Genomic DNA, 21265 nt, shown 5'->3' on the forward strand with positions numbered 1-21265 from the left:
CCGTAGTTCTTCGGTGAGGCAAAGGGCCTCTTCGCGAGCAGGCTCGCTCCCACACTGATTGGCGTTGGATGCTAAATTTGCATCCGCCAACGATCCACTGTGGGAGCGAGCCTGCTCGCGATGGCGGCATCCCTGCCGCCACAAAGCTTGAGGCTTAACCCTTCCCTTTGGTCCGCGTCATATTCGGCCCGCCATTCTTCTCCAGATGCTCGATGATGATCCCTGCCACATTCTTCCCGGTGGTGGTCTCAATCCCCTCAAGCCCCGGTGACGAATTCACTTCCATCACCAACGGCCCGTGATTGGAACGCAGGATATCCACACCCGCCACCGCCAATCCCATGACCTTCGCCGCACGCAACGCCGTCATGCGCTCTTCCGGTGTGATCTTGATCAGGCTCGCGCTGCCACCTCGATGCAGGTTTGAGCGGAATTCGCCGGGCTTGGCCTGGCGCTTCATCGCTGCAATCACCTTGTCGCCGACGACGAAGCAGCGAATGTCCGCACCACCGGCTTCCTTGATGTACTCCTGAACCATGATGTTCTGCTTGAGGCCCATGAACGCCTCGATTACCGACTCTGCCGCCGTCGCGGTTTCGCACAGCACCACGCCGATGCCCTGGGTGCCTTCCAGCACCTTGATCACCAGCGGCGCGCCGTTGACCATTTCGATCAGGTCGGGAATGTCATCGGGGGAGTGGGCAAACCCGGTAACCGGCAAGCCGATCCCGCGCCGGGACAGCAATTGCAGCGAGCGCAGCTTGTCCCGCGAACGGGCAATGGCCACCGATTCGTTAAGCGGGAACACCCCCATCATTTCGAACTGACGCAGCACGGCGCAGCCATAAAAGGTCACGGATGCACCGATCCGTGGGATCACCGCATCGAAACCCTCCAGCGGTTTGCCGCGGTAGTGGATCTGCGGCTTGTGGCTGGCGATGTTCATGTAGGCGCGCAAGGTGTCGACCACCACCATTTCATGGCCACGCTCGGTACCGGCTTCGACCAGACGACGGGTGGAATACAGACGCGGATTCCGCGACAGCACAGCGATCTTCATGCAACACCTGTGGAGGAGGTAGATACCGGGAACACCGGCTTGTCTTGTACATACTTGATGCCCGGATTGACCACCAACTGGCCGTGGATCAGGGCTTTGGAACCGAGCAACAGGCGATAACGCATGGACTTGCGGCAGGCGAGCGTGAACTCGACCCGCCAGACCCGATCACCAAGGGCCAGGGTAGTGCTGATCACGTATCGCACCTGCGCGTGACCGTTTGAGCTTTTAATGGTTTTCATCGTCACCAACGGAGCTTCGCAGCGTCGGTGGCGCAGTTGTACGACGGAACCCAGGTGGGCGGTAAAGCGCACCCACTGCTCACCATCGCGCTCGAACGGCTCGATTTCGGTGGCGTGGAGGCTTGAGGTGCTGGCACCGGTGTCGATTTTTGCCCGAAGGCCGGCGACTCCCAAATCCGGGAGCGCCACCCACTCGCGCAGACCGACAACGGTCAAATGGTCAAATGTCTTCAATAGTGCTCAACCGGTAGAAACCGCTCGGGCCGCATGCGGCCGGATTCGCGGTATTCACGCAGAATAATGATTAAAAGGCGACAGATATCTACGGCCCGGATTTCCAGCCTCGCCAGGAGGTTATGGAATGTCAGCATTGTAATGCGAGCCGGTGAAATTCTTGGTACGTCAGAAACGGTAGTACAGTTCACCAATATTTCAGAATGAGGAAATTCCATGGCACAAAAAAACGAAGAGGACGACAAAGTCCGCCTCGATAAATGGTTGTGGGCTGCACGATTCTACAAAACCCGTGCCCTGGCCAAGGCGGCGATTGAAAGCGGCAAGGTGCATTGCCGGGGCGAGCGCTGCAAGCCGGGTAAAGAGCCGCGTATTGGCGACGAATTTGTGATTCGCACCGGTTTCGAGGAGCGTACGGTGGTAGTCATGGCACTGTCGATCGTTCGTCGTGGCGCACCGCAGGCGCAAACCTTGTATGCCGAAACCCTGGCCAGCATCGCCAAGCGCGAAGAGGCCGCGGCGCAAAGAAAGGCCGGAGCCCTGGGCGTGAGTACCGACGGTAAGCCAAGCAAAAAACAGCGGCGGGATTTGTTCAAGTTTCGTGGCAGCAGTAACGACGACTGATACAGATATTTCTCGGGCGAGTGCCGCGCACTCGCCAGGTTTCACCGTGCCTTCAGGCCAAGACTTGCAATTGACCCGCTGCGCATCCATATCTGTGCCTGGCCAGCAGTGCATCGCATGGACGATATTGCCGCTCGTCGAAAATCACACACAGTCTCTGACCTGTAGGCCATAACCACATTGCCAGCAGTGCAGAGCGGGAAACGACCCGGAACCCATCAGCGCCTGTTCCACCTTGCTTGGATCCGGCCCGGATTGTTCATAAAATGCCTTTCATGGCTGAACGTTGCGCACCCGAGGGGTGGCGCAAGGTCAATTTCTTGTTTCCTGTAACCATTTTCACTACTTCAGATACCCAGACCTATGACCGATCACGCGGATAACGACTTCACCCAACGCTTCATCTTCGATGACAGCGACACCCGTGGCGAGCTGGTCTCGTTGGAGCTCAGCTACGCCGAAGTCCTGGCCAAACACGCCTACCCGCAGCCGGTCGCGCAACTGCTCGGCGAGCTGATGGCGGCCGCATCGTTGCTGGTCGGCACGTTGAAATTCGATGGCCTGCTGATTCTGCAGGCACGCTCCGAAGGCCCTATCCCGTTGCTGATGATCGAATGCTCCAGCGAGCGCGACATCCGTGGCCTGGCCCGTTACGAGGCCGACCGCATTGCCCCCGACGCTACCCTGGCTGACCTGATGCCGGACGGCTCGCTGACATTGACCGTCGACCCGAAACGGGGCCAACGCTACCAGGGCGTCGTCGACCTGGATGGCGAAACGTTGTCCGACTGCTTCACCAACTACTTCGTCATGTCCCAGCAGATTGGCACCCGCATCAAGCTCTGCGCCGATGGTCGTCGTGCCCGTGGCCTGTTGCTGCAGCAACTGCCGGCCGACCGTTTGAAAGACGAAGACGAACGCGCCGCCAGCTGGCAGCACATCACCACCCTGGGCGGTACGCTGACTGCCGACGAGCTGTTGAGCCTGGACAATGAAACCGTGCTGCATCGCCTGTACCACGACGAGCAGGTGCGTCTGTTCGATGTGCAGAAACTGCGCTTCCGTTGCAGCTGCTCGCGCGAACGTTCGGCCAATGCGCTGGTCAGTCTGGGTATGGAAGACGCGCAGCAATTGGTGGTCGAACACGGTGGCAACATCGAAATCGATTGCCAGTTCTGCAACCAGCGCTACCTGTTTGACGCGGCCGATGTCACTCAATTGTTCGCCGGCGCGGGTATCGAGACGCCGTCAGATACCCGTCACTAAAACGGTTCAGCGCAGGTAAATTCACTGCCTTGCGCCGGATTAACGCCGTTACGACAGGAGGGGCCTACTCTTTTTGGGCTTTTCTGGCATAATCCGGCCCACTTTTTTCGCGGTAGTAGTGCACGACTTTCTACTACAAAAACGTTTGGAGCACTCGGCCACTGGCCGACGGGGAACCTCATGACGCAAGCCAACAATGCCGTGTACACCGATCTGAGTGTTGATGATCTGGTTAAAGAAGCCCTCAACCGCGGTGAAGGCGAGCTTGCCGATACCGGCGCACTGGTTGTTCGTACCGGTCACCGTACCGGCCGTTCGCCAGTCGACCGTTTCATCGTTGAAGAGCCAAGCACCCAGGCCGCCATCGCCTGGGGCCCGATCAACCGCAAGTTCCCGGCCGACAAGTTCGACGCCCTGTGGGCTCGCGTTGAGGCATTCAACAACGCGCAAGAGCATTTCGTTTCCCACGTGCATGTAGGTGCGGCTTCCGAGCACTACCTGGCCGTGAAGATGACCACCCAGACTGCCTGGCAGAACCTGTTCGGCCGTTGCCTGTTCATCAACCCTGCTCAGTACAACCCGGCGGGTCGTGACGAGTGGCAGGTCCTCAACGTTGCCAACTTCGAGTGCGTGCCAGAGCGTGACGGCACCAACTCCGACGGCTGCGTGATCCTCAACTTCGCACAGAAGAAAGTGCTGATCGCCGGCATGCGTTACGCCGGTGAAATGAAGAAAGCCATGTTCTCGGTGCAGAACTTCCTGCTGCCGGCTGCCGACGTACTGCCAATGCACTGCGCCGCCAACATCGGCGAAGAAGGCGACGTGACCCTGTTCTTCGGTCTGTCCGGCACTGGTAAAACCACCCTGTCGGCCGACGAAAGCCGTTACCTGATCGGTGACGACGAACACGGCTGGGGCGAAGGCGTTGTGTTCAACATCGAAGGCGGTTGCTATGCCAAGTGCATCGACCTGTCCGAGAAGAACGAGCCGGTTATCTGGAAAGCCATCAAGCACGGCGCGGTATTGGAAAACGTCGTTATCGACGACGCCAAGCACGCCGACTACGCCGATGTCAGCCTGACCCAGAACAGCCGCGCCGCCTACCCGCTGGAGCACGTTGCCAAGCGTTCCGAGAAGAACCTCGGTGGCGAGCCGAACGCTGTGATCTTCCTGACCTGCGACCTGACCGGCGTGCTGCCGCCAGTGTCGATCCTCAACGAAGAACAAGCGGCCTACCACTTCCTGTCCGGTTACACCGCGCTGGTCGGTTCGACCGAAATGGGTTCGGGCAGCGGCATCAAGTCGACCTTCTCCACCTGCTTCGGCGCACCGTTCTTCCCGCGTCCGGCCGGCGAATACGCTGAGCTGCTGATCAAGCGCATCCGCGGCTTCGGCTCCAAGGTCTACCTGGTCAACACCGGCTGGACCGGCGGTGGCTACGGCGTCGGCAAGCGCTTCAACATCCCGACCACCCGTGCGGTGATCGCCGCGATCCAGAGCGGCGCGCTGATCGGTGCCGAGACCGAGCACCTGGACACCATCAACCTCGACGTGCCAGTGGCCGTACCGGGCGTTGAGACTGGCCTGCTGAACCCACGCAACACCTGGGCCGACGTAGCCGCCTACGACGAAGCCGCCAAAGCACTGGCCGGCCTGTTCATCGAGAACTTCAAGAAGTTCGAAGTGAGCGACGCGATCAAGGCTGCGGGTCCAAAGCTGTAAGTGTTGGATTGAAGTAATGAAAAAGCCGCCCTTCGGGGCGGCTTTTTTGTTCGCGTCGTTACAGGCCTTCCAGCTCCAGCGTGTCCCAGCGTTCGGCCTTGATGGCCCGGTAGAGCATGCCGATGGTCAATGGCACCTTCTCGCCGCGACCCTTGGCTTTTCGCTTTAGATTCACGTCAAAGCCATCGGGCTGGAAATAGCGATAGCTGTCGAAATCCACGAAGTCGATGGCGAAGTGGTCTTCCAGGGTTTCGATCAAATGCCGGGCGTCTGCACCGTTGCAGCCCAGGTCGAAATTGATCGAGGTGCCGAGGCTGGTGGTTTTACGTTCGGGGAAGCCGATTTCTTCGTGCAGCAGTTGCATGAGTTGCTGCATCAAGTGGTCGTCGGGGAGGTTGGGGGCGAGGTTCATGACGTAGGCTCCGCTAATCGAAATGCAGGCGCCATATTATCCTGCTCACGTTTCGATAGCCCCAATGCCCCCGCTAGTGTTGGCCATTGGCTGACAACTTCTTTGAAGCTGTCGATGATGTTTTCTGCATCCGCACGACTGACCCGAAAATACTCTGCCACTTCCCGGGCCAGCTCCAGATCCAGTGCGTTATCGGTATCGGTGATGTTGAGCTTCAAGCCGTCGGCATAGGCCACCGGGTTCATGTCATAGGCGGCAGACAATCGCCATCCACGACCCGGATCAAGGATAAAGCCATGGTTACGCAGGTGATCGTCGCTGTTGGAGACCAGGATGTTGAACACAATCCGAGACCACAATTCCCGTAAGTCTGCTTTGGTTTCCGAGCCGTGCTCCATGAGCACTTCAGCCAACTCAAGGTAGCTCGCGCCGACTGAGGCATCGTCACCGTCAATGCGATCAGTCATGGTCATGCCTGAGGCAAAGTGCAGTCGGCCACCCCGTTCAGTGCGGTCGAAGCGCTTGACCATGAAGCAGTGATGATCACTGGCATAGCGTCGGGCGATACCGGTCGCGACTCGCAGACCACAATGATTGGCCAAGGCATTGACCACCAGTTCCCAAGCGCCAATGTCATAGTCATCGCGGGTGCTGGGGAACTTGGCAATCCACAAGTGACCCTGCTCGTCTGCAACGCTGGCCTTGGGGCGGGCGCCACCCAGTGAGCCTCCAGGTGCGATCAGCATTCTCAGCCACTCGCGGCCATCGAGTGAGGTGTTGTCCGGATCGTTTTCCAAAGCGCGGCTTGCTTGCTCCAATGCCCGCAACTCAATGAAGGGTGGGGCGGCCACGCCATCACGATCATCGAGAAAGTTGCCTTGGTCATTGAGCTTGTAGCGGATCGCACCGACCCGATAGAGATCATGTACGCCTAACAGGAAATCCGATTCGTGGAGCTTGCTGCCTTTGACAGCCAGTCCGTCGCGGATATCGCGCTCCAGCCGTCGCTTCATCAGCAATTGACCCCACCGATCCGGGCTTGAATCAGCGAACACGCCAAACCGGCTTTGATGTTGCCCCGGAAACTGACGCCCTTCATAGAGCCCGATTCGAGGGTCCAGGGGTGTGAAGTTCAACTCGGGATCTGCCAGCGCAGCCTTGTCGTACTCAAATTCGAAGACTTCTGTGGAGCGGGCCTTTCGGGCATGCAGGAAGCCGAGACGTCTGGGTCCACTCAAGGACTCCCAATCGGCATACACCGCAATCTGAGTCATTTCTCACCTGTCGTGGACTTGGTTTTTTTCTTGGTCAATAGATTGGAAAGCGAGTGGGTGTTGAAGGGGTAGTCAGCGGATAGATCTGCTGTGGTGGCACTTTCAATCACTCCAGTGCCTTTTTCAGGTATTGGAGCATTTTTTTTCAATGCACTCGTTCTGCGTGCTCGCTGGCTTGAGCCTGTGGCGGAGGTGGTCCTGGATTTCAGTTGCGCGTCCTGCAGTTGACGGCCCACTTCATCGGATGCCGCGAGTTTGCTCAAGTCTTTTTCCAGACCCAGAACTTGCATGACAGACAGGTAGGCTCCGATGGTCACCCCTGACCCACCTGACTCCAGGGAGCGCAAAGTTGTCAGTGACATGCCCGCCCTCTCGGCGACTTGTTTAGCCGTGAGTTTGCGGCGCAGGCGAGCGAGTTTCAGTCGCTCGCCGAACTCGAAAAGTAGTCTGGAAGCGGCGGGCAAGAGCGGAGCTGTCTTCTTGGCCATATGCCAATATTCCTTCATTAAGGCGCTATAACTGCCAGAATAATAGCATTTAAAGGAAAAGGTGAGCTGCGGTTGGGACATTGAAAAAGACGCCATTTTCGTGACGCTGATTTCCTTAATGAAGGGATGCTAACTGCCATTATTCCAGCTGTTTTGTGTTTAAACAGCCAGAATAATGCCACTTGGTACTCTGGTGAATGACGTCAGACTGGCGCTTTCCAGTTCAGCATGCGTTGCTGGGCAACCTTGAGCAGGTCGCAGCCGTCCTGGGTCAGCAGGTAGAGCGCGTGGGTGATGTGCGGGATGTCTTCGAGGTCGCCGTGTTTGAAGCATTGGCAGTGCAGGGTTTGCAGCAATTCGCTGGAGGCCCGGATGCGTTGGAGGGCGGCTTCGAGGATGTCTTGGGGGTTGGCTTCTGTGTCGATGATCAGGGGCCGGGTGTCGGTGAGGTTTGTATGGAGTGGGCGGTAGCGATTTGGAAACGGGTTCAGAGTTGACATGGCATGTACTCGGTTTGTTGTTAATTAACCGCCAGCACCGTGACCAAACGATGGGAGGCGGACTGTGCGCAGGCTTGGTCAACCGAGAACAACAACTCGGCTCGCCCGAAGGCGTCCCGCACACAGTCGCCATAGCAATGCACTGCGAGAACATAAATGTCCGCGGCGCGAATGATGGCACAACTATGTGCGTTGTTCTCAGGTGACCAAACCTGATCGCTGATTTTGCAGCGATGGGGAGACAGTAAATGTTCGTTGTTAGTCGCGATAGGCGACTGGGTGTCTTCTTTTGTAGGACCTTGCCGAAGCTTTGATAGGGCGTTGCTGACAGACTTATCCACAAGTGCACTGCGTTATCGTTCTTCGCGAGCAGGCTCGCTCCCACAGGCGGTTGTGGTGTTTTTCAGCCGGTGAGTTTCGGCAAGCGCTGTCGGGCGATGTCGAGCAGGTCGTTGCCATCCTGGGTCAGCAGGTACAGGGCGCCAACGATCTTGGGGATGTCGCTCGCTTCGGCCTGTTTGAAACACGTGCAATAAAGTGTTTCTAGCAGGTCGCTGGCGGCGCGGATGCGTTGTCGGGCGGCGTCGAGGATCTCGAAGGGGTCGGCCTCGGTATCGATGACCAGCACAGGGGTTTCGCTGTAGCGGGTCTTGAGCGGGTGATAGCGGGCTGTCAGCGTGTCGGTTTTTTTCATCGAGTGGGTCCTGTGCGAAATCGGCAAGTGTTCCCGGCAGGCCGAGACACTGATTTCAGCCGCGCCGGAAACTATAGAAGGGCATGGCGTTGCGCGACAAGACGGCTGAAATGGACAGGCTTTGTAGGGGATTTATCGTGTTCCGAGGATAAGGCTTACACACTGTCGGAAGTTTGTGTGACGAAGCCGCTGGCGGTAAAAATGCCTACGGGGTTATCAGTGAATCATCCGCGGTATCATCCTGAATCGTTTTTGCCCCCGACCTTTTCTCGACTCGCTGTGATCGCCGGCTAGGCTTTTGACACCGCAGCGGTCAACGGAGTGACAGCTTATGCACAACACCCTGGAACAGGTTTTCGGTTATCCACAGTTTCGCCCCGGTCAAGAGGCGGCCGTCAGTGCCGTGCTGGCGGGGCGCTCGGCGGCGGCGATTTTTCCCACCGGTTCCGGCAAATCCCTTTGCTACCAATTGCCGGCGCTGTTGCTGCCGCACCTGACGCTGGTGGTCTCGCCATTGCTGGCGTTGATGCAGGATCAACTGGCGTTCCTGCAACGCCACGGCATCTCGGCGGGCAGTATCGATTCGGCCCAGAGCCGCGATGACGCCAGCGACGTCATGGCCCGGGCAAAATCCGGCGAACTGAAGATTTTGATGATCTCCGTGGAGCGCCTGAAGAACGAGCGCTTCCGGCATTTCTTGCAGCAAGTACCGATCTCGCTGCTGGTGGTGGACGAGGCGCACTGCATTTCCGAATGGGGGCATAACTTTCGTCCGGACTACCTCAAGCTTCCCGACTATCAACGCCAGTTCAACATCCCGCAGGTATTGCTGTTGACCGCAACGGCGACGCCGAAGGTCATCGACGACATGCAGGCGAAATTCGCCATCGCCGCCGACGATGTGGTGACCACAGGTTTCTATCGCCCGAACCTCAATTTGCTGGTGGAGCCGGTTCGCGGAGCGGACAAGCGTAGACGCCTGGTCGAGTGGATGAGCCAGCGTCCGGACCAGCCGAGCATTGTCTACGTCACTCTGCAGAAAACAGCGGAACACATCGCCGAACACCTGAACCGTAATGGCATTCAGGCCGAGGCCTATCACGCCGGGTTGCCCCATGAGCAACGGGAAGCGATCCAGCGTCGCTTCATGGGCGGGCAGTTCAATTGCATCGTCGCCACCATCGCCTTTGGCATGGGCATCGACAAGAGTGACATCCGCAACGTGGTGCATTTCGACCTGCCAAAATCCATCGAAAACTACAGTCAGGAAATCGGCCGCGCCGGGCGTGACGGGCAGCCGTCGGACTGCCTGGTGTTGGCCAACCGCGACAGCCTCAACGTGCTGGAGAACTTCGTCTACGGCGATACGCCCGAGCTGGATGGCATCCGTTGCGTGCTTGACGAGATGCATGCCGCAGCCACTGAAGGGCAGTGGGAGTTTCTGCTGGGGCCGTTGGCCGATCAGAGCAACATTCGCCAGTTGCCGCTCAAGACCTTGTTGGTGCAACTCGAATTGCGCGGGTTGATCGCCCCGCGCTACGCCTACTACGCCGAGTACCGTTTCAAGTATGTGCAGGAGCCCGAGGCGCTATTGGCGCATTTTGAAGGCGAGCGCAGGGATTTTGTCGCGGCGATCATCGAGACTTCCAGCCGCGCCAGGACCTGGGCCACGGTGAATTTCGAGGCGTTGTACGAGCAGCATCGGGCCGAGCGCAGTCGGGTGGTCAAGGCACTGGATTATTTTCAGGAGAAGGGCTGGGTGGAGCTCGAAAGCAAGCAGATGACCGAGGTCTACAGCGTGCTGCAAAGCGGGATCGACAACGTCACGTTGAGCGAGGAACTGCACGGCTATTTCACTCGGCATGAGCGCACCGAGGTCGCGCGGATTCACGCGATGCTTGACCTGTTCGCCACCGACCGTTGCCTGGGTTATCGCCTGGCCGAGTATTTTGGCGACCACAATGCCCCGCAGCAATGCGGGCATTGTTCGGTGTGTCATGGGCAAGTGGCGCGGCTACCGGCACCACCGGAGTTGCCGGCGCTTGTGGATAAGAATTTCGAGTCGCTGTGTGGCGATTTTATCCACAGGCACGAGCAGCACACGGGCAACGTGCCCTCGGCTGAACGCGTGACACGGTTCCTGTGCGGGATCAGCGTGCCGCTGTTCACCAAGCTCAAGGCGCGGTCGATTCCCGGGTTTGCGGCGCTGGAAGATTATCCGTATGCCGGGGTGCGGGAGTGGGCCGAGCAACATCTACCTGGTTGAAACACGGTCAGTGTAGGAGCGAGCCTGCTCGCGATGAGGCCGGCACATTCAACAGTGATGGCGACTGACACACCGCCATCGCGAGCAGGCTCGCTCCCACAGGGATTTGCGGTGCACTCAAAGGGGCACATCCATCCGCTGAATGTTGCTCATCACAGGAATAAATTTCAAAAAAACCCGGTGGCTGACTATGGTGGTGGCTGTCTTCGGATCGCCAACAAGAGAACAAAACATGAGCCAGACACCGTCGAATATTCAGCGCGCCGCCGTCATCGGCGCGGGCACCATGGGCCGTGGCATTGTCATGTGCCTGGCCAACGCCGGGGTGGCCGTGCAGTGGGTCGACAACAATCCGCAAATGCTGGAGCAAGCGCTGGCCACCGTAGCGGACACCTACGCCCACAACGTGCGTCAGGGGCGTATTGATCAGAGCGAAGCCGATGCCCGTGTCGCGCGCGTTACGGCGGCAGAGGGTTATACGGCCATCCGCGATGTCGACCTGGTCATTGAAGCGGTGTACGAAAACCTTGAGCTCAAGCAGAAAATCTTCCGCGAACTTGATGGCCTGCTCAAGCCGGAAGCGATTCTGGCGAGCAATACTTCGGCGCTGGATATCGATGCCATCGCCGCGGCCACACGCCGGCCGCAGCAAGTGCTGGGCCTGCACTTCTTCAGCCCGGCGCACATCATGAAGCTGCTGGAAGTCGTCCGTGGCGCGCAGACTGCACCGGCGGTGCTCGACGCGGCGCTGGCGCTCGGCCGGCGCATGGGCAAGGTCAGTGTGGTGGCGGGAAATTGCGACGGTTTCATCGGCAACCGCATGCTCAACACCTATGTGCTCGAAGCGCGAAAAATGCTGCTGGAGGGCGCTTATCCTTACCAGGTGGACGCAGCGCTGCAAGGCTTCGGTTTCGCCATGGGGCCGTTCCGCATGTTCGACGTGGTGGGCGTCGACCTGCAATGGCGCTCGCGCCAGTTATCCGGGATCGGGCAGGACGCACCGGAGGTTCAGGTGGATAACCGTTTGTGTGAGCAGGGACGTTTCGGCCAGAAGAGTGGCAACGGCTTTTATCACTATGAACCGGGCAGTCGTCAGGCCGAACACGATCCGCTGGTCGACGCACTGGTGCTTCAGGTCAGTGAGGAACTGGGGTTCCAGCGCCGCGAGATCGGCCCGGAAGAAATTCTCGAACGCTGCTTGCTGGCACTGGTCAACGAAGGCGCGAAGATCCTGCAGGAAGGCATCGCCGGGTCGGCTCACGATATCGATCTGGTCTACCTCAACGGTTACGGTTTTCCGGCGGACAAGGGCGGGCCGATGGCATGGGCGGATCAGCAAGGGCTGGCGGACATTCACCGGCGCTTGATGGACCTTGAGACACGTCAGGGCGATCACTGGCAACCGGCGCGGGTGATTGGTGAGCTGGCGGCGGCTGGCAAGGGCTTTGTTGACAAGTGATTGAAGCGGCGCCTGTGAGGGCGCCTTCGCGAGCAGGCTCGCTCCCACAGGTGATCGGGTGAAGACAGCTAGTGCGTCTGGTCGAGATCCAATGTGGGAGCGAGCCTGCTCGCGATGAATACAACGCGGTTTCGCCTTAGACTTGGCGAACCCACTCAGGAATCAACGCTGATGCCCCAACGCACCGATTATCCGCACTTCCAGCCCATCACCACCCGCTGGCACGACAACGACGCCTACGGTCACGTGAACAACGTTACCTACTACAGCTTCTTCGATACGGTGGTGAACACTTACCTGATCGAAGTCGGCGGGCTGGATATCCATGACGGTGAGGTGGTGGGGTTCGTGGTGAGCTCGGCTTGTGATTACTTTGCTTCCATTGCTTTCCCGGACCGGATCGAGATTGGTCTGCGGGTAGGCAAGTTGGGCAACAGTTCGGTGCAATACGAACTGGCCGTGTTCAAGCAAGGGGAGGACGAGGCCTGCGCAGCGGGGCGCGTCGTGCATGTGTTTGTCGATCGTGTGTCGAATCAGCCCGTGGCGATTCCTGCAGGATTGCGCGGGGCGCTGGAGCGTCTGGTGGTTCAGTAAGGCAAAAAAAATCGCAGCCCTTGGGCTGCGATTTTTGTAGTACTTACCAGCGAGGCGCTCGAGGCCTTAGTCGCGGTAGTACTTGTGGTGCTTGCGATGGCCATAGGCATGGCCACGGCCCGGATGGCCGCCACGGTAGTAACGACGATCATCACGACCACCATAGTAACGACGATCACCGTCATCATCATGATCGTACTCTTTGCCCATGTAGTTACCCAGCGCGCCACCGGCGCCGCCGCCCGCTGCGGCGCCGATCAGGCTGCCGGTGGTGCCGCCCACGCTGCGGCCGACCACGTTACCGCCCGCTGCACCCAACGCACCGCCAAGGGCTGCTTCGCCACGGCTGTGCTTGTTTGCGCCGACGGCGCTACCACCCGCGCCACCCAGGGCCGCGCCGATGGTGGAACCTGTACTGCCGCCTAACGACTGACCGACGACCGAGCCTAAAACCCCGCCCAATGCGCCGCCTACACCGGCTTCGGTGGTGCCGCCAGCAGACGCGATACCGCTGACCAGGCCAAGGGACAACAAGAGAATCGAGGAGAACTTCATGGAGGAACCTCTAGGGGATGACGGCGCGATCCTGAGGCTCTGGAATGGGCGTGACAATCGAAATCCGACGAATAACACGACCTGTATACAATATTGCAAGTTACTGTTTTTTGGGCGGAACTTAACGTTTTTTTGCAGGTCTTTTACTACTTCGCAAAGGCCGTTTTCATAAGAAAGCGGCCTTTTTTGTGGGCGAAAGGAAAGTGCAGGGTCCGGAGTTTTTGGTGATTGGTCTGGCCCCATCGCGAGCAGGTCCGCTCCTACATTGGAATGCGGTCTCCTGTAGGAGCGAGCCTGCTCGCGATGAGGCCGGCACAGACGAGCGTTACGCAGACCTGGCCATGATCAACCCGGTCTCACTCGCCGCTTCCAACCGGATCGCCACAAACTTCGATGTCGGCGTATGGCTGCCATCACCGGTGCTTTCCAGCGGCACCAAGGGGTTCACTTCCGGATAGTAGGCCGCCGCCTGCCCGGCCGGGATATCAAACGCCAGCAGTGTGAAGCCTTTCACCCGACGTTCAACACCATCGTCCCAGAGCGAAACGATGTCCGCCTTTTGCCCCGGCTTGAAGCCCAGACGAATGATGTCGGCTTCGTTGACGAACAACACGTCCCGCTGTCCCTTCACGCCGCGATAACGGTCGTTGAGGCCATAGATGGTGGTGTTGTACTGATCGTGGGAACGCATCGATTGCATGATCAGGTCCGGCAGTACCCCGGTGGCGCGGGTGCGTTCGTGCACCAGGTCTTTGGGCAGTGCGTTCGAGCGGAAATTGGCCCGGCCCGAGGCGGTGTTCCACTTGCGTGCGCCGGCACTGTTACCCAGGTAGAAACCGCCCGGGTTTTTGACCTTCTCGTTGAAGTCCTTGAAGCCGGGAATGGTCTCGGCGATCAGGTCGCGGATGCGGCTGTAGTCGGCCACCAGCCAGTTCCAGTCCACTGGGTGGCTGCCCAGGGTCGCGGCGGCGATGCCGGCCAGGATCGCCGGCTCCGAGCGCATCTGGTTCGACAGCGCCTGCAGCTGGCCATTGGAGGCGTGGACCATGCTGAACGAGTCTTCGACGGTGATCGCTTGCGGGCCTTCGGTCTGGATATCGATGTCGGTGCGGCCCAGGCACGGCAGGATCAGCGCGTCCTTGCCATGGGTCAAATGGCTGCGGTTGAGCTTGGTGCTGATCTGCACGGTCAGGTCGCAGTTTCGCAGGGCCTGGAATGTGCGCGGGCTGTCCGGCGTGGCCTGGGCGAAGTTGCCGCCCAGGCCGATGAAGACTTTCGCCCGCCCTTCAGCCATGGCGTGAATCGCCTCGACCACGTTGTGGCCGTTGTCGCGTGGCACCTTGAACTGGAAGCGCCGCTCCAGGGCATCGAGGAACGCGACAGGAGGGCGTTCGTTGATGCCCATGGTCCGGTCGCCCTGCACGTTGCTGTGACCACGGACCGGGCATAGGCCTGCACCCGGTCGGCCGATGTTGCCGCGCAGCAGCATCAGGTTGGCGATTTCCTGGATGGTCGCCACCGAATGGCGATGCTGGGTGATGCCCATGGCCCAACACATGATCACGTTCTTGCCCTTGGCGTACATGCGCGCCGCCTGCTCGATTTCTATCAGGCTCAGGCCGGACTGCTCGACGATCTGCTCCCACGGGGTGTCGTCGATGACGGCCAGGTAATCCAGCACGTTGACGCTGTGCTCATTGAGGAAGTCGTGGTCGAACACCGCCGGGGCACCGGTTTTCTGCGCATCGCGCTCCCACAGCAGGAGGAATTTCGCCATGCCGCGCATGATCGCCATGTCGCCGCCCAGTGCCGGGCGGAAGAACGCGGTGTTGGTCGGTTTGTCGCCGTTGGTGAGCATTTCGAACGCGTGCTGCGGGTGCTGGAAACGCTCCAGGCCACGCTCTTTCAGCGGGTTGATGCACACCACTTGCGCGCCGCGCTTCACCGCTTCGCGCAATGGTTCGAGCATCCGTGGGTGGTTGGTACCGGGGTTCTGGCCCCAGACGAAAATCGCATCGGCGTGTTCGAAGTCGTCGAAGGTCACGGTGCCTTTGCCGACCCCGACACTTTGCGACATCGCGACACCGCTGGCCTCGTGGCACATGTTCGAGCAGTCGGGGAAGTTGTTGGTGCCGTAGGCGCGCACGAACAGCTGATAGAGGTACGCCGCTTCATTGCTGGCCCGGCCCGAGGTGTAGAACTCGGCCTGATCCGGGCTCGACAGGCCGTTCAGGTGTTTGGCGATCAGCGCGAACGCGGCGTCCCAACTGATCGGCTTGTAGCGATCGGTCTCGGCGTCATAGCTCATCGGCTCGGTCAGGCGGCCCTGATATTCGAGCCAGTAGTCGCTTTGCTCCAGCAAGGACGTGACGCTGTGTTTGGCGAAAAATTTGGCATCGACACGGCGTTTGGTCGCTTCCCAGTTCACCGCCTTGGCGCCGTTCTCGCAGAACATCACCATGCCGCCTTCCCTGGAGTCACCCCAGGCGCAACCAGGGCAGTCGAAGCCGCCGTTCTTGTTGGTCTTGAGCATCATGCGCAGGTTTTTCAGCGCGTTGTCGCTGGTCAGCCAGGCCTGAGCGACGCTGATCAGTGCGCCCCATCCACCGGCCGGGCCTTTGTAGGGCTTATAGCGAGGGACAGGTGTCTGGTCGGCTTGACGGTGTTGACTCACGCTTGTTTCTCCAACGTTGGGCTATAGACCCGCGGTGCATTCTTCTGTGGCAGATGGATGAGATTGAGGTTGTGGCGACGGGCCCATTGCACGGCTAGGCCCGTGGGCGACGACAGGCTGACCAGGGTCTGGATGCCGGCGCGCAAGACTTTCTGGATCAATTCGAGGCTGCAGCGGCTGGTGACAATCGCCAGGCCGCCAGCGGTCGGGATTTTTTGCCGGATCAATCCGCCGATCAGCTTGTCGAGGGCGTTGTGCCGGCCGATGTCTTCGCGGCCGAGCAACAACTCACCTTTGTCGTTCATGAACACCGCGGCATGCACCGCACCGCAATGTTGGCCCAAGGGCTGAAAGGCGCCGATGCGCTCGCGCAGGCCATCAAGCCATTCGACCGGCGGCAACGGGGCGCCGGGCAATACCTGAAGGTCTGGCAACGCCTGCTCGACCGCTTCCACACCGCACAACCCGCAACCGCTGGTGCCGGCCAGTTGTCGACGCTGCTGCTTGAGGTTCCAGAACGCGCGGTTGGCGATGGTGACTTGCGCGTATTGCGCCGACCCCGAGCCGCTGAGTTGCAGGTCGTAGATGTCCGTGGCGTCCTGGATGATGCCGCTGCCCAGACTGAAGCCGACGATGAAGTCTTCCAGGTCCGTAGGCGTCACCAGCATGACCGCCTGGCTGATGCCGTTGAAGGCAATCGCCAGCGCAACTTCTTCGGCCAGCGCGGTGCTGGCCGATTCGGAGTATTCGAGATTGCTATAGCTGTACGTCTGGCTGGCGGCGGGCGCGGGCGTTTCTAGAGCAGGCGCCGCGCATGCAGGGCGCTTGGTGTTCATGGCATCACCGACGGTTTGATCAGCTTTAAGACTAGGCGCGGCAAGTTGTCACGTCTAATCGCTAATACTGATCTACCGATAGATGCTGTCGATCAAGTACCGATCAGCGATTGCTGATAGAGGGCAAAACAGGCTTCTGCCAACGCCGAGCGTGGCGCGCTGCGACGCATGATCAGCCCCAGGCGGCCAAGGGTCTGGGCGTTCTCGATCGGTTGCAGGCGCAAGTGTTCGGTCAGGCCTTCGAGGCCGCCGTCCAATGGCATCACGGCGCAACACAAGCCGCCGTGCACGGCTTGTAACAGTTGATGCACGGCATCGGTCTGCAACAACGGCTGCGGGGTCAGGCCACGGCTGTGGAAGTTGTGGTCGATGGACTGGCGAAAGTGCATGCCGCTGGTGAGCATGCCCAGCGGCAGTTCGATCAAGGATTCCCAGCTCAGCGGCACCTCACCAAAGGTGAAGAAGCGTTGGTCGTAGAGCAGACCCATGTGGGTTTCGCTGAAGGCCAGAGAATCGAAGTGTTCGGCATCCAGGCGTTCCAGGTATGACACGCCGAGATCCAGGCGATTGTTCGCCAATTGCTCAAGGATCTGCTCCGAACTCAGGGCCGAGAGTTCGAAGCGCAGGTTCGGGTGTTCGGCGTGCAAGCGTTGCAGCAGTGGCAGCGGATCGAAGCTCGACAACGGCACTACGCCCAGACGCAAGGTGCCGACCAGATTGCCGCGACAGGCGGCCGCCTCGGCGTACAAGCCATCATAGGCCGCCAGTACGGTGCGCGCCCAGGCCAGCACCCGCTCGCCCGGAGCGGTGAAGCTCTCGAAGCGCTGGCCGCGATTGACCAGCGGCAAGTCGAGTTCTTCTTCGAGGCTGCGCAGGCGCATGGACAGGGTCGGCTGGGTGATGTGGCAGCGTGCGGCGGCCTGGCCGAAATGACGGGTTTCGTCGAGCGCGATGAGGAATTTCAGCTGCTTGATGTCCATCTGCGCTCCTGGGGTTGGGAAGGTGCGGATTCTATCGCAAGCGGGGTCATTGGTCGGGTTGGATTCGCAAGTGACGACTGTGGTCTAGGCTTTGACGTCTGGAACCCGAAACCCAAGGAGAGTGCACTATGAGTCTTTTGAGCTTTGTGAAGGAAGCAGGCGAAAAATTGCTGGATTTGCTGACGCCAGGTAACGCCAACGCCAGTGAACAATTGAAGGCGCACATCAGCAAGGTCGGCCTGGGCAACCCGAATGTGCAGGCGACGGTCGATGGCGACAAGGTCACGGTGACCGGTGAAGTGGCGAGCCAGGAAGAGAAGGAAAAGATCCTGCTGGCGGTGGGCAATATCGCCGGGGTTGGCAGTGTGGATGATCAGATTACTGTGACCGGGCCTGTCGTTGCTGCCGCAGTGTTTGTCACCGTCGTGAAGGGTGACACCCTCAGCGCGATTTCCAAGCGCGTGTACGGCGATGCCAACAAGTACAACAAAATCTTCGAGGCCAACAAACCAATGCTGTCGCACCCGGACAAGATCTATCCGGGGCAGTCGTTGCGGATTCCTGAGTAAGCCTCAAGACCGCTATCGCGAGCAGGCTCGCTCCCACAATGCATCTCCCGTGAACACGGGATTTGTATACGACCAAGATCAAATGTGGGAGCGAGCCTGCTCGCGATGCAGGCAACTCGGTCTAGAGTCCTGCAATCAAATCCCGATAATCCCCGACCGCTGCAAACTCCGCCGTGTCCTTCGGCCCCTTGCGGCTGTCCGGCTCACGCACGGCCAGCAAATGCGCCACGCCAAAGTCCCGTGCGCTGCGCAGGATCGGCAAGGTGTCGTCGATGAACAGGCTGCGCGCAGGATCGAAATCGATATCGGCTTGCAGCGCATCCCAGAATTGCGGGTTTTCCTTGGGGAAGCCGTAGTCATGGGAACTGATCAAACGCTCGAAGTAGGGCGCCAGTTCGATTTTTTCCAGCTTCAACGACAGCGCATCCCGATGGGCATTGGTGATCAGCACCACGCGCTTGCCGGCCTGTTTGATCGCCGCCAGAAAGGTGTCGGCATCCGGGCGCAGGGCGATCAGGTGCGCGGTTTCCAGTTTCAGCTCGCGCACTGACAGTTTCAGTTCGGCGCTCCAGAAGTCCAGGCAGTACCACTGCAACTGGCCGGCATTGCGCTCGAACAACGGCTGCAGTTCCATCTCGGCCATGGCCCGACTGACCCCGTGCAGTTCGGCGTAACGCTGGGGCAGGTGCTCCATCCAGAAGTGGTTGTCGAAATGCAGGTCCAGCAGCGTGCCGTCCATGTCCAGCAGAACGGTATCGATGTCGGACCAGGGTAATGAAGGCATGGCAACGTCTCGGGCAGTAGAAAGATTTCTGGCGTAAACAATCGGGAAAGCCGCGTTATAGTAGCGCGTTCACGCCAAGGAGCTTTGCATGCGCCAGAAACCCACCATACTCGCCCGCGAAATTGTCGCCACCAGTCGATTGTTCTGCGTGGAGGAGATGAAGTTGCGCTTTTCCAACGGCGTGGAGCGCACGTATGAACGCCTGGTCGGCAAGGGTGCCGGGTACGGCGCGGTGATGATCGTGGCGATGCTCGATGCCGAGCATGCGGTGCTGGTCGAGGAGTATTGCGGCGGCACGGATGCATATGAAATGTCATTGCCCAAGGGTTTGATCGAGCCGGGCGAAGACGTGCTGGCGGCGGCCGAGCGCGAGCTCAAGGAAGAGGCCGGTTTTGGCGCGCGGCAACTGGAGCACCTGACCGAGTTGTCGCTGTCCCCTGGCTACATGAGCCAGAAGATTCAAGTAGTGCTGGCTACCGACCTCTACGAAGAGCGTCTGGAAGGCGACGAGCCAGAGCCGATGCGGGTGGACAAGGTCAATCTGCGTGAGCTCTCGGCGCTTGCACAAAACCCACAATTTACCGAAGGCCGTGCCTTGGCGGCGCTGTACCTGGCCCGAGACCTTTTGACTCAGCGCGGAGCGTTCCAGCAATGAATTTCCCACATCCGATGATGGCATCGGTGATTGAACTGGCCTTGCAGGCCGGTGATGCGATCCTGCCGTTCTGGCGCACAGGCACCGCCGTCACGGCAAAGGCTGATGATTCGCCGGTGACCGCTGCCGACCTGGCCGCTCACCACGTGATTCTGGCCGGGCTGACGGCGCTCGATCCGAGCATCCCGGTGCTCTCCGAGGAAGACGCCAACATTCCCCAGGACGTGCGTGCCGGATGGCAGCGCTGGTGGCTGGTCGATCCGCTGGATGGCACCAAGGAATTCATCAGCGGCAGCGAGGAGTTCACCGTCAACATCGCTCTGATCGAAAACGGTCAGGTGGTGTTCGGTGTGGTGTCGATGCCGACCAACGGGCGTTTTTACGTCGGTGGTACGGGGCTCGGCGCATGGCGTGGTGATAAAGGTGGCTCGCCCGTGGCGATCAAGGTGCGTGAGGCGTTAGCGCCCGGCGAGTCGTTCACCGTGGTGGCCAGTCGTCGCCATTCGAGCCCTGAGCAAGAGCGATTGCTGGCCGGGTTGAGCGCCAGCCTTGGCGAGCTGCAACTGACCAGTATTGGCAGTTCGTTGAAGTTTTGCCTGGTGGCCGAAGGGGCGGCGGATTGCTATCCGCGCCTGGCACTGACTTCCCAGTGGGACACGGCGGCAGCGCAAGGTGTGCTGGAAGGCGCGGGCGGTGAAGTGCTGGAGTTGAGCGGCGAGCCGTTCAGCTATCCGGCGCGGGAGTCGTTGTTGAATACGTTCTTCCTGGCGTTGCCGGCGAAGGCGGCCTGGCGGGAGAAGCTGTTGGAGCTGGCCCGCGCATAAGATCGTTCCCGCGCGCTGATGCAAATCCTTGTGGGAGCGAGCTTGCTCCCACAGGTTTTGCGGTCGTCCTGGTTCAGCGGTGCAACACGTACTGCCCGACAAACCTCACCGCATCCTCGTCACGGCCTTCATTGACGACCCGTGTATGCAGCGTCAACCGCGCTCGGCTATATCGCTGGAAGGTGGTCAGGAATTTCTTCCAGATCACCGGGTCCGGTGCCTGGCAAATGGCGTTGGCATCCCCCGTCACCGGTAGCGGATAGCTGATCTGCCCTTCCTGAATCACGATGTGCCCGTCGGTAATGCCTTCTTCCTTGAGGCGCAGATGCAGCCAGCCCCAACCGGCCAGGACTGCGCCGCAATACAGGCTGCCGCCGAACATGGTGCTCTTGTGGTTGACGTTGGCTTCCAGCGGCAAGTGCAGGCGCAGTTGCTGGTCATGCCAGTCGAGCACTTTGAGGCCCATGTCCCGGGTGAGGGGAATGTCGTGATGGAGAACGGATTCCAGTTGTCGACTGTCGCGGCTCATTCAGGGGCCTCTGGCGTGAAGTGG

22 protein-coding genes are annotated in these 21265 nt (G+C 59.7%); 9 read left to right on the forward strand and 13 right to left on the reverse strand.

The features are described from left to right. Positions 1–154 precede the first annotated feature (154 nt). Together rimK and rimB are read right to left on the reverse strand one after the other, a co-directional pair. Positions 155–1060: a 30S ribosomal protein S6--L-glutamate ligase gene (gene rimK / locus AC3ITA_RS01140; RefSeq protein WP_007972871.1), complete on the reverse strand. Its 906-nt coding sequence runs from the start codon at positions 1058–1060 to the stop codon at positions 155–157. Continuing rightward, on the reverse strand, positions 1057–1536 hold the full coding sequence (gene rimB, locus AC3ITA_RS01145) for a retropepsin-like aspartic endopeptidase RimB (protein ID WP_007983163.1): 480 nt from the start codon (positions 1534–1536) through the stop codon (positions 1057–1059). Before rimB ends, rimK begins: the two co-directional genes overlap by 4 nt. Before the next feature lie 216 nt (positions 1537–1752). On the opposite strand from rimB, the gene AC3ITA_RS01150 reads away from it, so the two are divergent. The 3 genes from AC3ITA_RS01150 to AC3ITA_RS01160 all read left to right on the forward strand — a co-directional run bounded on the left by AC3ITA_RS01150 (position 1753) and on the right by AC3ITA_RS01160 (position 5148). Continuing rightward, positions 1753–2160, forward strand: coding sequence for an RNA-binding S4 domain-containing protein (locus AC3ITA_RS01150; RefSeq protein WP_095942247.1), 408 nt, complete (start codon positions 1753–1755; stop codon positions 2158–2160). A 363-nt stretch (positions 2161–2523) separates the two neighbouring features. Continuing rightward, positions 2524–3426: an Hsp33 family molecular chaperone HslO gene (gene hslO / locus AC3ITA_RS01155; protein WP_095942248.1), complete on the forward strand. Its 903-nt coding sequence runs from the start codon at positions 2524–2526 to the stop codon at positions 3424–3426. A 180-nt stretch (positions 3427–3606) separates the two neighbouring features. Continuing rightward, positions 3607–5148, forward strand: a complete 1542-nt coding sequence (locus AC3ITA_RS01160) for a phosphoenolpyruvate carboxykinase (RefSeq protein ID WP_095942249.1) — start codon at positions 3607–3609, stop codon at positions 5146–5148. 58 nt (positions 5149–5206) lie between these two features. On the opposite strand, the gene AC3ITA_RS01165 is transcribed toward AC3ITA_RS01160, so the two are convergent. From AC3ITA_RS01165 to AC3ITA_RS01185, 5 genes are all read right to left on the reverse strand, one after another. Then, positions 5207–5560 (reverse strand): DUF1493 family protein, encoded by a 354-nt coding sequence (locus AC3ITA_RS01165; protein WP_489279183.1) that lies wholly within the window; start codon positions 5558–5560, stop codon positions 5207–5209. Then, the gene (locus AC3ITA_RS01170; protein WP_489279185.1) at positions 5557–6834 is read right to left on the reverse strand and encodes a type II toxin-antitoxin system HipA family toxin; all 1278 of its coding nucleotides are present in this window, start codon (positions 6832–6834) and stop codon (positions 5557–5559) included. The genes AC3ITA_RS01165 and AC3ITA_RS01170 overlap by 4 nt, the downstream gene beginning before the upstream one ends. Next, the gene (locus AC3ITA_RS01175; protein ID WP_095942253.1) at positions 6831–7322 is read right to left on the reverse strand and encodes a helix-turn-helix domain-containing protein; all 492 of its coding nucleotides are present in this window, start codon (positions 7320–7322) and stop codon (positions 6831–6833) included. Before AC3ITA_RS01175 ends, AC3ITA_RS01170 begins: the two co-directional genes overlap by 4 nt. A 203-nt stretch (positions 7323–7525) precedes the next feature. Further along, on the reverse strand, positions 7526–7822 hold the full coding sequence (locus tag AC3ITA_RS01180; protein ID WP_489279187.1) for a hypothetical protein: 297 nt from the start codon (positions 7820–7822) through the stop codon (positions 7526–7528). A gap of 403 nt (positions 7823–8225) precedes the next feature. Further along, on the reverse strand, positions 8226–8516 hold the full coding sequence (locus AC3ITA_RS01185; protein ID WP_095942255.1) for a hypothetical protein: 291 nt from the start codon (positions 8514–8516) through the stop codon (positions 8226–8228). Between the two features lie 331 nt (positions 8517–8847). Between AC3ITA_RS01185 and AC3ITA_RS01190 the strand changes: the two genes are divergently transcribed. The 3 genes from AC3ITA_RS01190 to AC3ITA_RS01200 all read left to right on the forward strand — a co-directional run bounded on the left by AC3ITA_RS01190 (position 8848) and on the right by AC3ITA_RS01200 (position 12835). Further along, entirely contained in the window at positions 8848–10782 is a 1935-nt protein-coding gene (locus AC3ITA_RS01190) for a RecQ family ATP-dependent DNA helicase (RefSeq protein WP_489279189.1), read from the forward strand. 232 nt (positions 10783–11014) lie between these two features. Then, the gene (locus tag AC3ITA_RS01195; RefSeq protein WP_489279190.1) at positions 11015–12241 is read left to right on the forward strand and encodes a 3-hydroxyacyl-CoA dehydrogenase; all 1227 of its coding nucleotides are present in this window, start codon (positions 11015–11017) and stop codon (positions 12239–12241) included. Positions 12242–12412: 171 nt separating this feature from the next. Beyond that, on the forward strand, positions 12413–12835 hold the full coding sequence (locus tag AC3ITA_RS01200; RefSeq protein WP_489279192.1) for an acyl-CoA thioesterase: 423 nt from the start codon (positions 12413–12415) through the stop codon (positions 12833–12835). Positions 12836–12901: 66 nt separating this feature from the next. Here the strand turns inward: AC3ITA_RS01200 and AC3ITA_RS01205 are convergent, their stop codons facing one another. The 4 genes from AC3ITA_RS01205 to AC3ITA_RS01220 all read right to left on the reverse strand — a co-directional run bounded on the left by AC3ITA_RS01205 (position 12902) and on the right by AC3ITA_RS01220 (position 17880). After that, positions 12902–13390, reverse strand: coding sequence for a glycine zipper domain-containing protein (locus AC3ITA_RS01205; protein WP_095942259.1), 489 nt, complete (start codon positions 13388–13390; stop codon positions 12902–12904). A gap of 325 nt (positions 13391–13715) precedes the next feature. Then, a complete protein-coding gene (locus AC3ITA_RS01210; RefSeq protein ID WP_489279193.1) occupies positions 13716–16064 on the reverse strand; it encodes an FdhF/YdeP family oxidoreductase in 2349 nt (782 codons plus the stop codon). Further along, on the reverse strand, positions 16061–16900 hold the full coding sequence (fdhD, locus tag AC3ITA_RS01215) for a formate dehydrogenase accessory sulfurtransferase FdhD (RefSeq protein ID WP_095942261.1): 840 nt from the start codon (positions 16898–16900) through the stop codon (positions 16061–16063). Before fdhD ends, AC3ITA_RS01210 begins: the two co-directional genes overlap by 4 nt. A gap of 92 nt (positions 16901–16992) precedes the next feature. Next, on the reverse strand, positions 16993–17880 hold the full coding sequence (locus AC3ITA_RS01220; RefSeq protein ID WP_095942262.1) for a LysR family transcriptional regulator: 888 nt from the start codon (positions 17878–17880) through the stop codon (positions 16993–16995). A gap of 128 nt (positions 17881–18008) precedes the next feature. On the opposite strand from AC3ITA_RS01220, the gene lysM reads away from it, so the two are divergent. Next, positions 18009–18449: a peptidoglycan-binding protein LysM gene (gene lysM, locus AC3ITA_RS01225; protein WP_095942263.1), complete on the forward strand. Its 441-nt coding sequence runs from the start codon at positions 18009–18011 to the stop codon at positions 18447–18449. Positions 18450–18570: 121 nt separating this feature from the next. Here lysM and yrfG read toward each other — a convergent pair whose 3' ends face one another. Then, complete coding sequence (gene yrfG / locus AC3ITA_RS01230) at positions 18571–19233, reverse strand: GMP/IMP nucleotidase (RefSeq protein WP_150672284.1); 663 nt, start codon at positions 19231–19233, stop codon at positions 18571–18573. An 88-nt stretch (positions 19234–19321) separates the two neighbouring features. On the opposite strand from yrfG, the gene nudE reads away from it, so the two are divergent. Beyond that, entirely contained in the window at positions 19322–19888 is a 567-nt protein-coding gene (gene nudE / locus AC3ITA_RS01235; RefSeq protein ID WP_095942265.1) for an ADP compounds hydrolase NudE, read from the forward strand. After that, complete coding sequence (gene cysQ / locus AC3ITA_RS01240; RefSeq protein ID WP_095942266.1) at positions 19885–20712, forward strand: 3'(2'),5'-bisphosphate nucleotidase CysQ; 828 nt, start codon at positions 19885–19887, stop codon at positions 20710–20712. The genes nudE and cysQ overlap by 4 nt, the downstream gene beginning before the upstream one ends. A 73-nt stretch (positions 20713–20785) precedes the next feature. Here the strand turns inward: cysQ and AC3ITA_RS01245 are convergent, their stop codons facing one another. Continuing rightward, positions 20786–21241: a YiiD C-terminal domain-containing protein gene (locus AC3ITA_RS01245; RefSeq protein ID WP_008003181.1), complete on the reverse strand. Its 456-nt coding sequence runs from the start codon at positions 21239–21241 to the stop codon at positions 20786–20788. Positions 21242–21265: the final 24 nt, after the last annotated feature.

The organism is Pseudomonas sp. GL_090 (assembly GCF_057837765.1).